Source organism: Achromobacter aegrifaciens, from assembly GCF_902859735.1.
GTDB lineage: Bacteria > Pseudomonadota > Gammaproteobacteria > Burkholderiales > Burkholderiaceae_B > Achromobacter > Achromobacter aegrifaciens.
On record NZ_CADIJY010000010.1, the window covers coordinates 75,457 to 91,467 of the forward strand.

General features: G+C 67.6%; 20 protein-coding genes. 7 read left to right on the plus strand and 13 right to left on the minus strand.

The genetic code is table 11. The features are described 5' to 3' along the window. Both HV766_RS30310 and HV766_RS23045 read right to left on the minus strand, forming a co-directional pair. Positions 1-126 (minus strand): hypothetical protein, encoded by a 126-nt coding sequence (locus tag HV766_RS30310; RefSeq protein ID WP_008162923.1) that lies wholly within the window; start codon positions 124-126, stop codon positions 1-3. A 13-nt stretch (positions 127-139) separates the two neighbouring features. Beyond that, complete coding sequence (locus HV766_RS23045; RefSeq protein ID WP_175181913.1) at positions 140-1,264, minus strand: D-alanyl-lipoteichoic acid biosynthesis protein DltD; 1,125 nt, start codon at positions 1,262-1,264, stop codon at positions 140-142. A gap of 280 nt (positions 1,265-1,544) precedes the next feature. Here HV766_RS23045 and mog point away from each other — a divergent pair, with 280 nt between their 5' ends. From mog to HV766_RS23060, 3 genes are all read left to right on the plus strand, one after another. Beyond that, positions 1,545-2,177 (plus strand): molybdopterin adenylyltransferase, encoded by a 633-nt coding sequence (gene mog, locus HV766_RS23050; RefSeq protein WP_054452223.1) that lies wholly within the window; start codon positions 1,545-1,547, stop codon positions 2,175-2,177. Between the two features lie 61 nt (positions 2,178-2,238). Further along, complete coding sequence (locus HV766_RS23055; protein WP_054451515.1) at positions 2,239-2,577, plus strand: hypothetical protein; 339 nt, start codon at positions 2,239-2,241, stop codon at positions 2,575-2,577. Between the two features lie 5 nt (positions 2,578-2,582). Then, on the plus strand, positions 2,583-3,452 hold the full coding sequence (locus tag HV766_RS23060) for a peptidoglycan DD-metalloendopeptidase family protein (RefSeq protein ID WP_054452221.1): 870 nt from the start codon (positions 2,583-2,585) through the stop codon (positions 3,450-3,452). A 34-nt stretch (positions 3,453-3,486) separates the two neighbouring features. Here the strand turns inward: HV766_RS23060 and HV766_RS23065 are convergent, their stop codons facing one another. The 5 genes from HV766_RS23065 to HV766_RS23085 all read right to left on the minus strand — a co-directional run bounded on the left by HV766_RS23065 (position 3,487) and on the right by HV766_RS23085 (position 6,074). Next, complete coding sequence (locus HV766_RS23065; protein WP_054451514.1) at positions 3,487-3,774, minus strand: hypothetical protein; 288 nt, start codon at positions 3,772-3,774, stop codon at positions 3,487-3,489. A gap of 153 nt (positions 3,775-3,927) precedes the next feature. Beyond that, positions 3,928-4,191, minus strand: a complete 264-nt coding sequence (gene infA, locus HV766_RS23070; RefSeq protein WP_013395703.1) for a translation initiation factor IF-1 — start codon at positions 4,189-4,191, stop codon at positions 3,928-3,930. A 500-nt stretch (positions 4,192-4,691) separates the two neighbouring features. After that, the gene (locus HV766_RS23075) at positions 4,692-5,231 is read right to left on the minus strand and encodes an SRPBCC family protein (RefSeq protein WP_054451513.1); all 540 of its coding nucleotides are present in this window, start codon (positions 5,229-5,231) and stop codon (positions 4,692-4,694) included. Further along, a complete protein-coding gene (locus HV766_RS23080; protein WP_175181914.1) occupies positions 5,224-5,589 on the minus strand; it encodes an ArsR/SmtB family transcription factor in 366 nt (121 codons plus the stop codon). Before HV766_RS23080 ends, HV766_RS23075 begins: the two co-directional genes overlap by 8 nt. 53 nt (positions 5,590-5,642) lie before the next feature. After that, positions 5,643-6,074 (minus strand): GFA family protein, encoded by a 432-nt coding sequence (locus tag HV766_RS23085; RefSeq protein WP_054452219.1) that lies wholly within the window; start codon positions 6,072-6,074, stop codon positions 5,643-5,645. A 195-nt stretch (positions 6,075-6,269) separates the two neighbouring features. On the opposite strand from HV766_RS23085, the gene phnC reads away from it, so the two are divergent. The 3 genes from phnC (at position 6,270) to phnE (ending at position 8,993) form a co-directional block, all read left to right on the plus strand. Further along, positions 6,270-7,106, plus strand: coding sequence for a phosphonate ABC transporter ATP-binding protein (phnC, locus tag HV766_RS23090; RefSeq protein ID WP_175162104.1), 837 nt, complete (start codon positions 6,270-6,272; stop codon positions 7,104-7,106). Positions 7,107-7,137: 31 nt separating this feature from the next. Further along, the gene (gene phnD, locus HV766_RS23095; RefSeq protein ID WP_054451508.1) at positions 7,138-8,118 is read left to right on the plus strand and encodes a phosphonate ABC transporter substrate-binding protein; all 981 of its coding nucleotides are present in this window, start codon (positions 7,138-7,140) and stop codon (positions 8,116-8,118) included. Positions 8,119-8,198: 80 nt separating this feature from the next. Continuing rightward, positions 8,199-8,993 carry a phosphonate ABC transporter, permease protein PhnE gene (gene phnE / locus HV766_RS23100; RefSeq protein ID WP_054451506.1) on the plus strand — a complete coding sequence of 265 codons (795 nt, stop codon included), beginning with the start codon at positions 8,199-8,201 and terminating at the stop codon, positions 8,991-8,993. Positions 8,994-9,025: 32 nt separating this feature from the next. On the opposite strand, the gene HV766_RS23105 is transcribed toward phnE, so the two are convergent. Genes HV766_RS23105 through HV766_RS23115 form a run of 3 tightly spaced genes read right to left on the minus strand, consistent with a single transcriptional unit; the run spans position 9,026 to position 12,400 of the window. Then, positions 9,026-9,538, minus strand: coding sequence for a GAF domain-containing protein (locus HV766_RS23105; RefSeq protein ID WP_175181915.1), 513 nt, complete (start codon positions 9,536-9,538; stop codon positions 9,026-9,028). Next, a complete protein-coding gene (locus HV766_RS23110; RefSeq protein WP_054451502.1) occupies positions 9,535-10,509 on the minus strand; it encodes a Bug family tripartite tricarboxylate transporter substrate binding protein in 975 nt (324 codons plus the stop codon). The genes HV766_RS23105 and HV766_RS23110 overlap by 4 nt, the downstream gene beginning before the upstream one ends. Positions 10,510-10,564: 55 nt before the next feature. Next, positions 10,565-12,400: a gamma-glutamyltransferase family protein gene (locus HV766_RS23115; protein ID WP_175181916.1), complete on the minus strand. Its 1,836-nt coding sequence runs from the start codon at positions 12,398-12,400 to the stop codon at positions 10,565-10,567. A gap of 105 nt (positions 12,401-12,505) precedes the next feature. On the opposite strand from HV766_RS23115, the gene HV766_RS23120 reads away from it, so the two are divergent. Further along, positions 12,506-13,471: a LysR family transcriptional regulator gene (locus tag HV766_RS23120; protein WP_175181917.1), complete on the plus strand. Its 966-nt coding sequence runs from the start codon at positions 12,506-12,508 to the stop codon at positions 13,469-13,471. 9 nt (positions 13,472-13,480) lie between these two features. Here the strand turns inward: HV766_RS23120 and phnN are convergent, their stop codons facing one another. From phnN to HV766_RS23135, 3 genes are read right to left on the minus strand one after another with little or no spacing between them, the layout of a single operon-like run. Further along, positions 13,481-14,059, minus strand: coding sequence for a phosphonate metabolism protein/1,5-bisphosphokinase (PRPP-forming) PhnN (gene phnN / locus HV766_RS23125; protein ID WP_054451494.1), 579 nt, complete (start codon positions 14,057-14,059; stop codon positions 13,481-13,483). Beyond that, complete coding sequence (locus HV766_RS23130; RefSeq protein WP_119451062.1) at positions 14,056-14,799, minus strand: DUF1045 domain-containing protein; 744 nt, start codon at positions 14,797-14,799, stop codon at positions 14,056-14,058. The genes phnN and HV766_RS23130 overlap by 4 nt, the downstream gene beginning before the upstream one ends. Before the next feature lie 2 nt (positions 14,800-14,801). Continuing rightward, positions 14,802-16,001, minus strand: coding sequence for an alpha-D-ribose 1-methylphosphonate 5-triphosphate diphosphatase (locus HV766_RS23135; protein WP_119451063.1), 1,200 nt, complete (start codon positions 15,999-16,001; stop codon positions 14,802-14,804). Between the last annotated feature and the right edge of the window lie 10 nt (positions 16,002-16,011).

The window sequence follows — 16,011 nt, forward strand, 5'->3', positions numbered from 1 at the left end:
TCAGAATTTCGAATACTGGAACTCGATTTCCATCGGTTTGCCCAGGTTCGCCGAGGTATCCGCCTGGATCACCATCACCGCCAGGACGCCCAGGTAGAGCAGGCACAGCCACAGGGTTCGTTTCATTGCCGGCCATCCTTCATGGGTAGAACACTTCAGCGATCTTCTGGTTCACGCGCAGCCAGCCCAGTTCCCCCAGGTGCTGTACGTCCCGCAGCATCCCCACCTCGAAGGGGGCGCTGTACATGTCCATGCAGCGCATGGCATAGCGCTGGCACAGCGCCGCGACTTCCCGCTGCACCGGCCCGAAGCGGTCCAGGTCCTTGAACACCAGCGGATGCAGCGGCTGCATGACGAACAGGGCATTGACGCCGCGCTGCCGCAGCAGCGCCATCAGCGCGTCCAGTTCGCGCAGCTCGTCCCGGCCGGTCAGCGGTTGGGGCAGATAGGCGGTCTTGCCGCCCTCGGGAATGCTGCGCAGGTATTTATTGAAGAATTCATCGCGCACGGCGTAGCGGTTGCCGCCCATCAGGGCCTGTTCTGCGCCCTGGGCTTCGGCAGCCAGCGCCTCCCAGTCCACCACCCGGGCGGCCGCGGGCGGCCCCTCGCGCTCGCGCTCGGGGGCAGGCGCTGCGTGGACGGGCGCCCACAGGTTGACCAGCCGCTGGCGGAAGACGTAGGCCTGCTCGGCCGCCATGGACCAGGCGACGCCCGCGTCGCCCTTGGCCTGCAGCCAGCGGACCACCTCCGCCCGGCCCTCGGGCTGCCGCAGCAGGCGGGGCAGCAGCGGATTGGCGTGTTCCTTGAATTCGTCCGGACCCAGCCCGCCGTCGCCGTCGAACCAGCCCGGCGACAGCATCACCACCACGCGCGAGGCCGGCGACAGGTCCTCGGCCATCGCCGCCAGCACCAGCTGCATGCCCAGAGACTGGAATCCCGAATGGCCATAGGCCAGCACAGGCATCTGCAATTCGTCGGCCAGGTAGCGGTACGGCACGAAGCGCAGGTCGTTGCTGGTCAGCTCCGACGAACCCAGGATCACCAGCCTGTCGCCCGTGCGCAAGGCCTGGCTCATGCGGGACAGGTTGCGCGTCTGTTCCTCCAGCGTATTGCCCAGGTTGGGGATGTAGATGCCCGGAGCGGCCGCCGGCACGGGTTCCGTCTTCAGCGCCAGGGAGTGCAGGGCGCCCCATCCGGCGGCCGCCGCCGCGGCCAGGGCCAGCGCCGCCGCCAGCGCATGCTGCCGTAGTGTGCGTTTGAACATGGGGAACCAATGCCGCTCGGGGCCCTCTTTATTGGGATAGGTTTGTTAGCGGATGTTATCGAGCGGACATGTCTGGAACAAGCGCGGGAAAGCGGGGCCAAAGCCGATTCGCCTTTTTGCGACAGGGGCCGCCGCCGGCGCGCTGCCTGCTGACGCGATTCCCGCAGGGAAGGAATGCGATAGCATCGCTCTGGCGGGCCTCTTCTGGATTTCCATGATTGACCTCGCCCACGGCCGCATCCGCGCCGCCCGACAGTTTCTTACCAAGATTGCGCAGCCCATGACCGCCACTACCCGTATCGCCCGCAAGCACCCCGACGAACTGATCGTGGGCCTGGTGTCCGTTTCCGATCGCGCCTCCAGCGGCACCTATCAGGACCTGGGGCTGCCCGCGCTGCGCGAATGGCTGGGCGGCGCCCTGGCCTCGCCCTGGCAGGCGGTGGACCGCCTGATCCCCGACGAACCCGCACGCATTTCCCAGACGCTGATCGAACTGGTGGACGGCTGCGGCTGCGACCTGGTCCTGACCACCGGCGGCACCGGTCCGGCGCGCCGCGACGTCACGCCCGAGGCCACGCTCGCCGTCGGCACCAAGGAAATGCCCGGCTTCGGCGAACAGATGCGCCAGATCAGCCTGCGCTTCGTGCCCACGGCCATCCTGTCGCGCCAGGTGGCGGTCATCCGGGAAACGCCCGCGCACGCCGCCCTTATCGTGAACCTGCCCGGCCAGCCGAAATCCATCCGCGAAACGCTGGAAGGACTGAAGGGCGAGGACGGCGCCGTGCTGGTGCCGGGGATTTTCGCCGCCATTCCCTATTGCATCGATCTTATCGGCGGCCCATACGCCGAAACCCGGCCGGAAGTCATCGCGGCCTTCCGTCCCAAATCGGCCCGGCGCGCGCCGCAGGCTTGACCTGGCGCTGCGTTATATTGGCCGCCCCATCCACCTCCAACCGCTCGAGAGTTCCATCGCCATGAAGGTCCGCACCGCTTTGTCCCTTACTGTCCTGGCAGCCTTGTCGGCCTGCGCCAACGTCAAAGACGTGCGCGACCGCGATCCGGTCTTCTACGGTTCCACCCAACGTACGCCCGAGGACTACACGGCCTGCGTCGCCGAATCCTGGAAGAACCTGGGCATCAATTTCCAGCAGAAGGCGGTGCGCAACGGCTTTGAATTGATCCAGGAGGACAGCCTGGGTGTCGAAGCCGTGCTGACGACCACGCACTGGAAGGGCAAGACCGAAGCGCGCCTGTCCACGCGCATCGCCCGCCGCGACCAAAGCATCATCGAGCCCGCCAACCTGTGCCTGTGAACGCCATGCAGCATCGTCGCGACGTCCTGCGGCTGGGCCTGGCCGCGGCCGCCCTTTGCCTGGGCCTGCCGGCCCGCGCGCAGCAGCAGAGCGGTTTCATCAGCCGCAAGCTAAACGTTCCCGTGCCTGGCGGCGTCGCCGTCCTGGGCCTGGGCAATGCCGAACGCGCGCCCGAGGTCAGCTTCCTGGGCCGGCGCGTGCTGGTCGTGCGTGAAGAGGGCAAGCAGTGGATCGCCGTGGTCGGCATCCCGCTCAGCGTGAAGCCGGGCGAGCAGCAGGTGGATATCAAGGACGCGCAAGGCAAGCGTTCAGTGTCCTTCAAGGTCGGCGCCAAGGAATACAAGGCCCAGCACATCACGCTGAAGAATCCGCGCCAGGTCAATCCGGATCCGGACGACATGAAGCGCATCGAACGCGAGCAGGCCGAGCAGGCCGCCGCCAACCGCGCCTACCGCGCTGGCATCACGCCCAGCAACCTGCTGCTGGATCGCCCGGTGAACGGCGGCCGCCTGTCCAGTCCCTTCGGCCTGCGCCGCTTCTTCAATGGCGAAGAGCGCAATCCGCATTCGGGCCTGGATTTCGCAGTGCCCTCGGGCACGCCGATCAAGGCGCCGGCCGCTGGCGTGGTCGTGCTGGTGGGGGATTACTTCTTCAATGGCAAGACGGTGTTCCTGGACCATGGCCAGGGCTTCGTCAGCATGTTCTGCCACATGTCGGCGATCGACGTGAAGGTCGGCGACGAAGTGCCGCGCGGCGGATTGGTGGGCAAGGTGGGCGCCACCGGCCGCGCCACTGGCCCGCACCTGCACTGGAACGTCAGCCTGAACGACGCGCGCGTCGATCCGGCCATCTTCATCGGGGCGTTCAAGCCCTGATCCTGTCCCGGGATGGGGGCGCGGACCCGCGCCCTCAGGCCGTTGCGGCCTGCTGCGCGATCAGTTGCAGCACGTGCTGATGCACGCGCTCGGCATAGTCCATCTGCTGCCGCACTTCGAGCTGCTCGGCTTCCTGCTCGTCCAGGCAGTTGTCGTACTTGGTCTTGGCCTCGGCGTAGGTCAGGCCGGTATTGCGCAGGCTGTTGATGAAGGCCTCGCGCGACTGATGCAGCAGGCGCAGGCCTTCCTCGCCCTTGACGAATTTTCTTCGCGCCAGGGCAAGCTGGTCAGCGGCGGCTTGCAGATCTTGTGTCAGGTCCATCTTGCTTCATGCTCATCCTGCCGGGCGTCGCGCCGGGCAGAGGGCGCCATTCTTTCATGAACGGGCGCTCCACGCATTACGGCATCGCGCGGCCCAGGTTTAAGGCTGGCGCGAAAAAGGGAGCCGGCGCAGGGCCGGCCCTGTCGCCCTGGCTTAGCGGCGGAATTGCTGGGGACGCTGCGGCGCGGGACCGCGCTCGTCCTTGTGGCGGAAGTTGATGCGGCCCTTGGTCAGGTCATACGGCGACATTTCCAGGGTGACGCGGTCGCCGGCCAGGATGCGGATGCGGTGCTTGCGGATGCGGCCGGAGGCGTAGGCGCCGACTTCGATGCCGTTGTCCAGCTTCACACGGTAGCGGCTATCGGGCAGCACTTCGTCAACGATGCCGTCCAGTTCGATGAGTTCTTCTTTAGCCATTCTTTTCTCCTATCAAAACGCGCAGCCATACCGACGGCATGGCGCGCCGCGCGAGGCGGCAAGCGCGTCGGACCCGAACGGGCGGGTCCAGCGGTTTGAACGTAAAACGTCCGGGCAAGCGCGGGTAAGGGCCACGGCATCCGAAGCGGATGTCTGAAATGACGGATACTCGCGCCGCGTGGGCAGTGTGCGCGCGGTGCGCGGCTTGGTCGCGGCGGCGCGTTTTGCGCAAATCGCCGGAAGAAGCGGGGTGGAGCTTGTGCTGCCAGGCCGCGCAACTATGGAGGTGGAGGCGCGCCCGGTGGCGGAGGGGTTTTTCCGGAAAAATCAGGCACGTCCTGGGTTGCCCCGGAGCATTGCCCGCAGGCGGTACAGGTTGGCACGCAGAGTGACCGAAGCCCGGTTTTTGCGGAAAAATCACGGACTTATGGTACTGCAAAGCGCAATATTTAGCCAGTATTTATCTGTAGCCGCGCTGCGATAGTTGCTGTTCAACGACTCTAGCGAGCCGGGATCCGTTCACGGTATTCGGCTTCCACCCGGTTAAGCACGGACCAGAACGGACCGGGGGCACGGCCGGCCAGGCGGGCTTCGAGCACGCCCAGGTGCACATGCCAGCCGCCAGCCACGTCCACCATGCCGTCACGCGAGGACAGCTTGCGGTGGGTCAGCACCAGGCGCGTTTCCTCGCCCTGAGGCGACAGCTCGAAGGTGACCTCGGAAGGATGGCCGGGGGAGCCGCCCCAGGTGAAAGCCAGCAAATGCGGCGGTTCGCAGCGGGTGATGACGCCTTGCGTGGTGACGCCGCCTTCGTACGGCTTGTAGGCGTCAGGCACCGGTTCTGCTACCGAGGACAGGTCCGCATGCACGAAGCGCAGCGTCACGCCGCCGCCTTCGCGCAGTTCCATGTCGCCGGATGCCAGCCAGCGCCCGCGTTTTTCGGATTCGGTGAGAAAAGCCCAGACCTCGTCGACGCTGGCGGGCAGTATCCGCGTGAAGCGGATGGAGGTGGGGTCCAGAACGACGCCGTGATCACTCATGTGGTTCTCCAGAAGACGCGGCCGGGGACCGGCTGGCGGCGAGCGCGGCTTCCAGCGCGCCCAGCTTGCCCGACCAGAATTGCTCATAGAAGCGCAGCCACTGCATGGCGTCGGCCATGGGTTCGGGATTGAGGCTGCATACGTGCGTGCGGCCGCGGATGGAGCGCCGCACCAGACCGGCGCGTTCCAGGGCCTGCACATGCTTGGAGGCGCCCGCGAAACTCATGCTGTGGGGCGCCGCCAGTTCGCCGATGGTCTGCTCGCCACCGGCCAGGCTGCGCAGCATGTCGCGGCGCGTGGGGTCGGCCAGCGCGCGAAAGACGGCATCGAGGACGGGGGAGGGAATAGATTCAACCATGAGGTTGAATATAGTCTGGCCTCGCCAAAAAATTCAACTACTCGGTTGAATTTTTATGTAACCGCCTGCGGATGGTCTTCTTCCATCGCCCCATACGCATCGGGGTACTGCGGCAGGCCGTCGGTGATGTCGAACCAGGGCGCCTTGCTGGCCACGTGGCAGTGGGCTGCCGGCTTGATGCCCGGGTCGTCGTCCAGCGGACCTAGAGGCAGGCCGTAGACGTCCGGCGTCTGGTCGAAGCGGGTCAGGAGGGGCGTGCCGCAGGCTTCGCAAAAGCCGCGGTAGCTGCCCGGGGACGAGCAGTACCAGGTGACGTGGTTTTCTCCGCGGGTCCAGGCGAAGTCCTTGACCTGGACCGTCGCCCGGCTGCGGAATGCCGCGCCATGCGCCTTGCGGCAGATCGTGCAATGGCAGTTGAGGGCGTCGGTGAGCGGACCCGTGATCTCGTAGGCGACGCGGCTGCACAGGCAGGAACCTTTGATCATGATGAACGCCAGGCTGGTGGGGAATATCCCCAATATACCTGCGGCGCGCCGGGCTGGAGACGGCCTTTGTGACGAACGTCTTTCAGATCGTTCCAGTGTCCCTATTTTCAGCCAAATGAATCGATTCCCAGGTCATCGTGCTGTCATGCCGCGAAAACAGAATGCCGCCATGAACACATCCAAGGGGATTCAACGATGACCTACGCCATCGAAGTACAAGGGCTCAGCAAGAGCTTCCACGCCGGCGCCAAGGCGCTGGACGGCGTGAACCTGCAAGTGGCCGACGGCGAGATGGTGGCCTTGCTCGGCGCCTCGGGTTCGGGCAAGTCGACGCTGCTGCGCCATCTGTCGGGTTTCGTGGCCGGCGACTCGGGCAGCGTGGCCGTAAACGGCCGCATGATCCAGCGCGATGGCCGCCTGAGCCGCGACGTGCGCTCCGCGCGCGCCGGCATCGGTTTCGTGTTCCAGCAATTCAATCTGGTCGGTCGCCTGCCGGTCATCACCAACGTGCTGACCGGGCTGCTGCCGCGCGTGCCGTTGTGGCGCAGCCTGACGCGCTGGTTCCTGCGCGGCGAAGTGCAGCAAGGCCTCGAAGCGCTTGCCCAGGTTGGTATAGACGACTACGCATTTCAGCGCGCATCGACGCTGTCCGGCGGCCAGCAGCAGCGCGCGGCCATCGCCCGCACGCTGGTGCAGAACGCCCGCGTCATCCTGGCCGACGAACCCATCGCCTCGCTGGATCCGGAATCCTCGCGCCGCGTGATGGACACGCTGGCCCAGATCAACCGCGGCCGCAAGGTGGCCGTAGTGGTGTCGCTGCACCAGGTGGACGTGGCCCTGCGCTACTGCCCGCGGGTGGTGGCGCTGCGCCATGGCAAGGTCGTCTATGACGGCCCCTCCGCCGCGCTCACGCCTTCGATGCTGAGCGACCTGTATGGCTCCGAATTGAGCGAACTCCTTCCCGAATATGCGCCGCAAGCGCCGGCCATGCCCGGCATGGCGCCGCTGTCCCGCCTGGCGCAAGCCGCCTGATATCCCGACCCATTTCCCCCCGGAGCCTTCCATGCTACGCAGAACCTTTGTCACCCTGATCGCCGCCGCGGCCCTGTCCGCGCAGGCCTACGCGCAAGACGCCAAGACCCTGAACTTCGGCATCATCTCGACGGAATCGTCGACCAACCTGAAGTCCGTATGGCAGCCGGTCATCGACGACCTGAGCCGCGCGATCGGCGTACCGGTCAAGCCCTTCTTCGCGTCCGACTATGCCGGCATCATCGAAGGCATGCGCTTCAACAAGGTGCAGATGGGCTGGTTCGGCAACAAGTCCGCAATCGAGGCGGTGGACCGCGCCAAGGGCGAGGTGTTCGCCTCCGTCATCGACAAGGACGGCAACCCCGGCTACTGGTCGCTGCTGATCGTCAACAAGGACAGCAACCTGAAGACCCTGGACGACGTGCTCAAGCGCGGCGGCACGCTGAGCTACGGCGCGGGCGATCCCAATTCGACCTCGGGTACGGCTGTGCCCGGCTACTACCTGTGGGCCGCCAACAAGATCGAACCCAAGACCTTCTTCAAGACGGTGCGCGCCAGCAACCACGAAACCAATCTGCTGTCGGTCATCAACAAGCAGGTCGACGTGGCCGTCAACAACACCGAGGCGCTGGAGCGCTATCGCCTGAACACGGGCAAGGATGCCAACGACAGCGTGCGCGTGCTGTGGAAGTCGCCGCTGATCCCCGCCGATCCGCTGGTCATGCGCACCGACCTGCCGGCAGACCTGAAGGTCCGCATCCGCGACTTCTTCGTCAACTACGGCAAGGGCAAGGACGCCGAGCGCGAATTGGCCAACCTGAAGGCGCTGACCTACCAGGGCTTCCGCGCCTCCGACAACCAGCAGCTGGTGCCGATCCGCCAGATCGAACTGGCGCGCGAGAAGGCCAAGGTCGAAGCCGACGCCACGCTGGGCCAGGCCGAAAAGCAGAAACAGCTGGCCGAGCTGGACAGCAAGCTGGCCAGCCTGGGCCAGCCCGCCGCCAAGCAATAAGCCTGCAAGCGGCAAGCCGGCGCGCCGCGGGGCGCGCCGGCTTGCCGCAACTGAAACCCAACTAGCGGATCGCCTTTTCTATGAACGTAGCCATGCAGACCTCCCGCCTTTCCGCCGCGCCGCGCTCCTCGCTGCCAGTCCTGCTCGTATGGGCCGTCGTGCTGGCGTTGCTGGTCATGTCGTGGAAGGGCGCCGACATGCGGCCCCTGGACCTGCTGCGCGATTCGGGCAATATGGCCCAGTTCGCCGCCGACTTCTTTCCGCCCAATTTCCGCGACTGGCGCATGTACCTGGACGAGATGATCGTCACCGTGCAGATCGCGGTCTGGGGCACCTTCCTGGCCATCGTGGTCGCCGTGCCGCTGGGGCTGCTGTGCTCGTCGAACATGGTGCCGGCCTGGGTGTACCAGCCCATGCGACGCCTGATGGACGCGTGCCGCGCCATCAACGAAATGGTGTTCGCCATGCTGTTCATCGTGGCGGTCGGGCTGGGCCCGTTCGCCGGCGTGCTGGCGCTGTGGGTGCACACCACCGGCGTGCTGGCCAAGCTGTTCTCGGAAGCCGTCGAGGCTATCGATCCGCGTCCGGTGGAAGGCGTGCGCGCCACCGGCGCGAACGCGCTGGAGGAAATCGTCTACGGCGTGATTCCGCAGGTGCTGCCGCTGTGGATCTCGTATTCGCTGTACCGCTTCGAATCCAACGTGCGTTCGGCCTCGGTGGTCGGCATCGTCGGCGCGGGCGGCATCGGCACCGTGCTGTGGGAGATCATCCGCAGTTTCCGCTACGCCGAAACCTGCGCCGTGATGATCATCATCGTGGCTTTCGTGGTCATCATCGACATGGCGTCGGCGCGCATCCGGCGCGCGCTCATCTGAGCATGCGCGGGGCCCGGGCGGGCCCCGCGGCCTCAGGCCTGCGGAAGCAGCGCCTGGAACGCAGGCAGCGCCAGCAGGCCCGCCAGCTGCGCGGCCTGCACATCGGCATCCGAAACCGCCGCGCGCGGCATCAGGAAGTTGACGGTGCCCAGGCAGACCCCGCCGTACACCACCGGCACATTGATGACCGAGCGCAGGCCCAGACGCTGGATCGCGTCATGGTCGTCGAAGAATTCGCGGATCGCGTCCTCGCCTTCGCCGACGAACAGCTTTTGCTCCAGCAGGACGTGGCGGCCCCAGGCGGTGCCGCTCTTGTCCTTGCTGCCGCCGGGCGGATAGGCCTCGGGGTTGGAGCTATACAGCCGCAGCACCCGCATGGCCTGCGCGTCATAGCGGTTGACCGTGCACAGCGTGTGCGCCAGCGCGGCGTGCGCATGGGCGTCGATGGCGCGCAAGGCCGCGACCGGATCGGCGGCCGCATAGGCCCGGGCGATGGCGGCCACGCCGGCCTGCGCCGGCGCGGAGGATTGGATGCTCACGGTCATTCGGCGGTGATTCCCAGTTCTTTGATCAGCTTGCCGTACTTGTCGGCGTCGCGCGCCAGGATCTGGCCGAATTGCTCCGGCGTGGTCTCGGTCAGCAGCACGCCCATGTCGCCCATTTTCTTGATGACTTCGGGACGCTTGAGGATCAGGTTGATCTCGCGGTTCAGGCGTGCGGTCAGTTCGGGCGGCATGCCTGCCGGGCCGAAGGCGCCGTACCAGACCGACAGCTCGTAGCCCGGCAAGGTCTCGGCTACCGTGGGCACCTCGGGCAACAGCGGCGAACGCGCTTCCTCGGTGACGGCCAGCAGCTTCAGCTTGTTGTTCTGCACATGCGGCAGGGTCTGCGTGCCGGCGCTGAACAGCACCTGCGTGCGGCCGGCCACGGTGTCCAGCACCGCGGGCGCGCCGCCGCGATAGGGGATGTGCATCATCTTCACGCCGGCGGCTTTCTCGAACAGCGCGGCGCTCAGATGGTTGGTGGAGCCCTGGCCGGCGGAGGCATAGGCCACGGTGCCGGGATTGGCCTTCAGGTAGGCGATGAACTCCTTCACGTTGGACGCGGGGACCGACGGGTTCACCACCAGGGTGTTGGTGACCAGCGCGAGCTCGGCGATGGGCGTGAAGTCCTTCACACCGTCGAACGGCATGCTGGAGTAGAGCGCCTGGTTCATCGTGTGCGTGCTCATCGAGCCCACCAGCAAGGTGTAGCCGTCCGGCTTGGCACGCGCCACGAAGGTGGTGCCGATGTTGCCGGACGCGCCCGAGCGGTTTTCCACGATGACGGGCTGGCCCAGCGACTGGGTCAAACCTTCGGACAGCACGCGCGCCAGGATGTCGGTGGAGCCGCCCGCAGCCCACGGCACGATCAGCGTGATGGGTTTTTCGGGCCACGCGGCGTGGGTGAGCGCGGGCGCGGCCAGCGCCAACCCCAGCGCGAACGAGCGCAGCAGTCGTTTGAATTGCAGTTTCATGGTGTTTACCCCTTTGCTTGATATCCGGTCTGCATGCCGGTTGAATGAAACAGGTTCAGCGGCCGGCGGCATAGCCCTGCATGCCGCGCGGGTTGGCGCCGGCGCGCAGCAGCAGGCCGCCGCCCGCGGCAGGCTCGCGGGTGCAGGCGCTGATGCGGCCTTCGGACCAGTCCGGCCCCACCTTGACCTCGTGGCCCGCCGCGCGCAGCGCCTCCAGCGTGGCGGCCGGCATGCGCGATTCCACGGTCAGCCGGTTCAAGGTAAGGCTGCGCGGCCAGAACGAGCCCGGGAAGTGATCGATATGCCAGGAGGGCGCTTCGATCGCCTCCTGCAGATTCATGCCCATGACATGGCGCAGGAAGAATGCCACCGTCCATTGGTCCTGCTGGTCGCCGCCCGGCGTGCCGAATGCCATGTAAGGCTGCCCGTCGCGCAGCGCGAGGCCGGGCGACAGCGTGGTGCAGGGACGCTTGCCCGGTTGCAGTTGGCCCGGCACGCCTTCGTCCAGCCAGGTCATCTGCAGGCGCGTGGTCAGCGGGAAGCCCAGGCCGGGCACGACGGGGCTGGACGACAGCCAGCCGCCCGACGGCGTGGCGGCCACCATATTGCCGTCGCGGTCGATGACGTCGATCTGGCAGGTATCGCCCACGAAGATCTCGCGCGCCGCCCATTCGGCTACCGGCGGCAGTGCGGCGAAGGTCGGTTCGCCCACGCCGAAGCGGGTGTCGGAGGCAGCCAGGGTGCGCACGGCTGCGTCCAGGTCGGGCAGGCGCGGTGTCTGGCCGCCAGGGCTGCCCGGCAGGAACTCGGACGAAGCGTGCGCGCCGATGCCTGCCGCGCGGGAGCGGGCGTACTCATCGCTGAGCAAAGCGGCCAGCGGCACCTGCGTGCAGGCAGGGTCGCCGTACCAGGCGGTGCGGTCGGCGAAGGCCAGCTTGGCCGCCTCGGCCACGTAGTGCACGAATTGCGGCGAGGTCGGCTCCAGCCCGTCCAGGCCCAGGTGCCGCAGTATCGCCAGTTGCTGCAGGTGGACCGGGCCTTGCGACCAGACCCCGCACTTGGCCACGGTGTAGCGGCCGTATTGGACAGTCAGAGGCTCGTCGTAGGTGGCGCGCCAATCGGCCAGATCGGATTTGCGCAGCAGGCCGCGGTTGCGCTGGCCCGTGGTATCGCGTACCTCGGCCTGCGTGTAATAGTCGTCGATCGCGTCGGCCACGAAACCGCGGTACCAGACCTCCAGCGCAGCGTCGATGCGGCCGCGCCGGTCGGTGCTGCGGGCGTGCGCCTCGTCCAGGATGCGGGTATAGGTGGCGGCGATGGCGGGCGTGCGGAACAGCGCGTCGGGCGCAGGTACGCGGCCGTCCGGCAGCCAGACCTCGCGCGAACTGGTCCATTCGTCGCGGAACAGCGCCTGCACCGCCAGAATGGCCTGCGAGATGCGCGGCACCAGCGGAAAGCCGTTGCGCGCATAGTCGATCGCGGGGCGCAGCACATCGGCCAGTTCCCAGGTGCCGTAGTCGCGCAGCAGGGTCAGCCAGGCGCCGAAGGCGCCGGGTACCGTGGCGGGCAGCAGGCCGATGCCGGGTACCAGGTCCAGGCCCAGGCCGCGGAAATAGGCGGGCGTGGCCAGCGCGGGCGCGGGGCCCTGGCCGCAGAGCGCGCGCATGCGCTGTTCCCGTTCGCTCCAGAGCAGGATGGGCACTTCGCCGCCGGGACCGTTCAGGTGCGGTTCCACGATCTGCAGCGTGAAGCCGCCCGCGACCGCCGCGTCATAGGCATTGCCGCCGCGCTCCAGCACGCTCATGGCCACTTGCGAGGCCAGCCAATGGGTGGAAGAGACCACGCCGAAAGTGCCGCGTATTTCGGGGCGGGTGGTGAAGGATGCGCTCATGAGGCCGGTCCGGGCAGCAGGGGATGCTTGCAGTATAGGGTCATGAAATAACTGATTTTTCCTTTGTTGGCATAATTGAATAACCAATTGGTTATAGGAAAGATCGTGACCTGGGATGCCGCCCGTCTCGCCAACCGTCTCAAGCATCGCCACCTGGCGCTGCTGATCGAAATCGCCAGGCACGGCTCGCTCACGCGCGTGGCCGCCGCGGCCGGCATCAGCCAGCCCGCCGTCACCAAGGCGCTCACGGAGATCGAGGACATCTTCGGCGCGCCGCTGTTCACGCGCACCGGTCGCGGCCTGCAACCCACGCCGCTGGGCGACCTGGCCCTGGTGCGCGCGCGCCACATGCTCAGCGACCTGGACCTGTGGGCGCGCGAGGTCGAGGCCCTGCACGCCGGCCGTTCCGCGCATCTGCAGGTGGGCGTGGTGCCCTACGTGTCCAGCGCCTTGCTGACGGCGGCCATCAGCCGCCTGCACCAGCGCCACGGCGTGACGCTCAGCCTGCACCGCGCCACCACCGACCATCTGGTGCCCATGCTGCGCCGGCACGAACTGGACTGCATCATCAGCCGCGCCACCTCGACCGTGGCGCCGGAGGATCTGATCCACCGCGTGCTGTACCGCCAGCGGCCGCGCCTGATCGCGCATGGCCGGCTTGCGCAGCGGCTGGCGCGGCGCAAGCCGGACTGGGCCGCTGTGGCGGCGATGGACTGGGTGCTGCCGGCGGCCAACACGCCGACGCGGCAACTGATCGTGGAGCATTTCATCCGCGCCGAATTGCAGCCGCCATCGCCGGTGCTGGAGGCGTACTCCACCGACGTGATCGAAGGCATGCTGACGATGAACGAGACCCTCATCTCCGTGGTGCCGGAAGACATCGCGCGCGAACTCTGCCAGCGCGGCAAGCTGGGCATGGTGCCCTGGGACTTCGGCTGGGAACTGCCGCCGATCAACCTGATACGGCGCAAGCGCGAACAGCCGCTCGCAGCGGAGGAATGCTTTTCGGAGATCCTGCTGGATCTGTGCGGAGACGCCGCCGCGCCCTGGGGCCAGGGCGACCCGCGTTGAACGGCGGCGCTAGGCGTTGAGCTTGTCGCGGGCGATGTTCAACAGTGCGGCGGCAGCGGTTTCCGGGGCGGCATCGTTGCTGACGCGCAGCAAGCGGCATTGTGGCGGTACGGGGAATGCCTGCGTCGCCCGCGCCAGGCGCTGCGCGATCTGTTCCGCGCTTTCCCGCCCGCGTCCCGCCAGGCGGCGGACGAGCTGGCCGGGATCAACCGTGACTTCCACGGCGGTCAAGGCCGGGTAGCGCGAGTGCGCCTGTTCCAGGTGCGCGCGCGAGCCGTTGATGATGACCGCGGCGCCGCAGGACAGCCAGGCGTCTATTTCGATGCCGATGCCGTAGTGCAGGCCGTGGCTGGCCCAGCGCAGGGCAAAGCAGCCCAGGGCGGCGCGGCGTCCGAACTCGTCTTCGGTCAGGCTTAGCGCGTCTTCGGTGGCGCCGCTGTCGCGGGTGATGTAGCGATGCGCGACCAGCACGGGCTCATCGCCGCGCAGCTCGGCGCGCAGCAGGCGCAGCAAGGTGTCCTTGCCGCTGCCCGAAGCGCCCATCAGGTAGATCAGCCTGGCGCCGTCGGCGGGAACCGAGGCGCTCATGCCGCCGCCGGTCCTTGCAGATAGCCGGCTCCAGCCGCATCGATGCTGGAACCATCAAAACCGTAGTGCCTCGCCGCGACGAAGTCCGCGCCCGGCGCGGGCTGCACGTAGACGCTGACTCCGGGCACGGCCATGGGCTGCCCGCGCAAGGGATCGGCGAACGCGGCGATTTCGGCCTGCGCTTGCGACAGCGCCTCGCCTTGCAGCTTGCCGGTCAACGTAATGTGGAAGACGTAGGTATCGAATACGTACGGATAGCCCCAGCGCGCCAGCATGGTTTGCTGCGCCGGACTGAGCGATTGCGGTTGGCGGCGCGCGGTTTCCTCGGGCGTGGGCGGCGCGCGCAAGGGATCCAGGTCGCGCACGGCGGCTTCGGCCAGGGCCTGGATCCGCACGCGTCCCTGCGTGTCGGACGCAGCGATGCGCCAGGCCAGGAAGCCGCGCAGCGGTTCGCATTCCAGTTCCAACGAGAACGGCGTGCCGCCTGCGGCCAACTGGCGGGCGGCCGCGTCGACCTGTTCGGGCCTTGCGCCCGGGTTCAGGCGGAAGGGCGGCTTCAGCGTGGCGTGCAAGCCATAGTGGCGCGGCGCTTCGGTCCAGTTGCGCGCTTCCGCGTTCTGGCCCGGCCGCGGCGGCAGCGCCAGGCCGGTGTCGGCGCAACGGCCCAGCCAGCGGCTGCCGTGTTCGCGCCAGGGGCCGGTGGGCGCCAGGTACAGGGCGTAGCGATGGGCGAGGGGCATGGTCAGGCCGCCATGCGCTGGCTGTGGCTGTCGTCGAAGGCGCGCGTGGCGTAACGCAGTTCGCCGCCCACGATCGCGGCGCAGACGCGGGGCAGCCCCGGCACCTGGTCATCCACCACGATGGCGTCGGCGATCAGCCCGGGCGCCAGCGCGCCGCGATCCTTCAGGCCGGCGGCGCGGGCCGGATTCAAGGACACCAGATCCCAGGCTTGCGCCAGCGGCAGCACGCCGTCGTTGGCCAGCTTCATCACCGCGGCCAGCGGGGCGGGGTAGTAATAGTCGGATGTCAGGATGTCGCACAGGCCGGCGCGGACCATTTCGGTGGCGCTGGGCGCGCCGGTGTGGCTGCCCCCGCGCACGACGTTGGGCGCGCCGAAGACCACGGAATCGCCCAGGTCGCGGGCCACGCCGGCGGCCTCGCGGGTCAGCGGAAACTCCGCCACGCCGCAGCCCAGCTGGTGGTAGTAGCGGCGGGTGGCGGCGTCCGGATCGTCGTGCGAGGCCACCTTCAAGCCCGCTTCCTGCGCGCAGCCGGTCAGCTCGCGCATGGCGTCCGCCACCGAATCGGCGGCGGCCATAGCGGCGCGGATCCGGTCCTGGAAGACGTCGAGGTCGCACTCGGCGCGGTTGGCGTACTGCATCAGTTTGCGCTCGTCGCCCAGGCGGCGCGCCATGCTGGGCAGGTGGTCGTTCAGCGCCAGGAAGCGCACGCGGCCGTCGCGTATCCATTGCTGGGCAATATCCAGGCCGCCCACGTGATGGGTTTCGAAGCGCAGGTGCACATAGTGCCGCGCGCCCATGAGATAGCGCATTCTTTCCAGCGCGTCGAACATGCGTTCGGCGTAAGCCTCGCCGCGCAGCCCGCCTTCCCAGGACAGGGTCACGCCATGGAACTCGGTGGTGATGCCGTTGGCCAGCAGCTGGCGGTCCACGTCGAACAGGGCGCTGTCGTACGGAAAGGTCACGCTGGGCCGCGGCATGACTGCGCGCTCGAAGGCGTCGCCGTGCAGGTCCACGATGCCGGGCAACACCAGCAGATCGCCGGCGTCGAACCAGGGCGCGCCCCGCGGCGCCGCGGCGGCGGAGCCTTCGATCAGTCCGCCATGGAACCGCAGGCTGGCCTGTTCGACGCCGCGCGGCGTCAGGATGCGTTGGCCTGTGACACCGGCCAAGGGCGAGGGGGCGTGCGTGTGTGTGTTCATGGCGTGACGT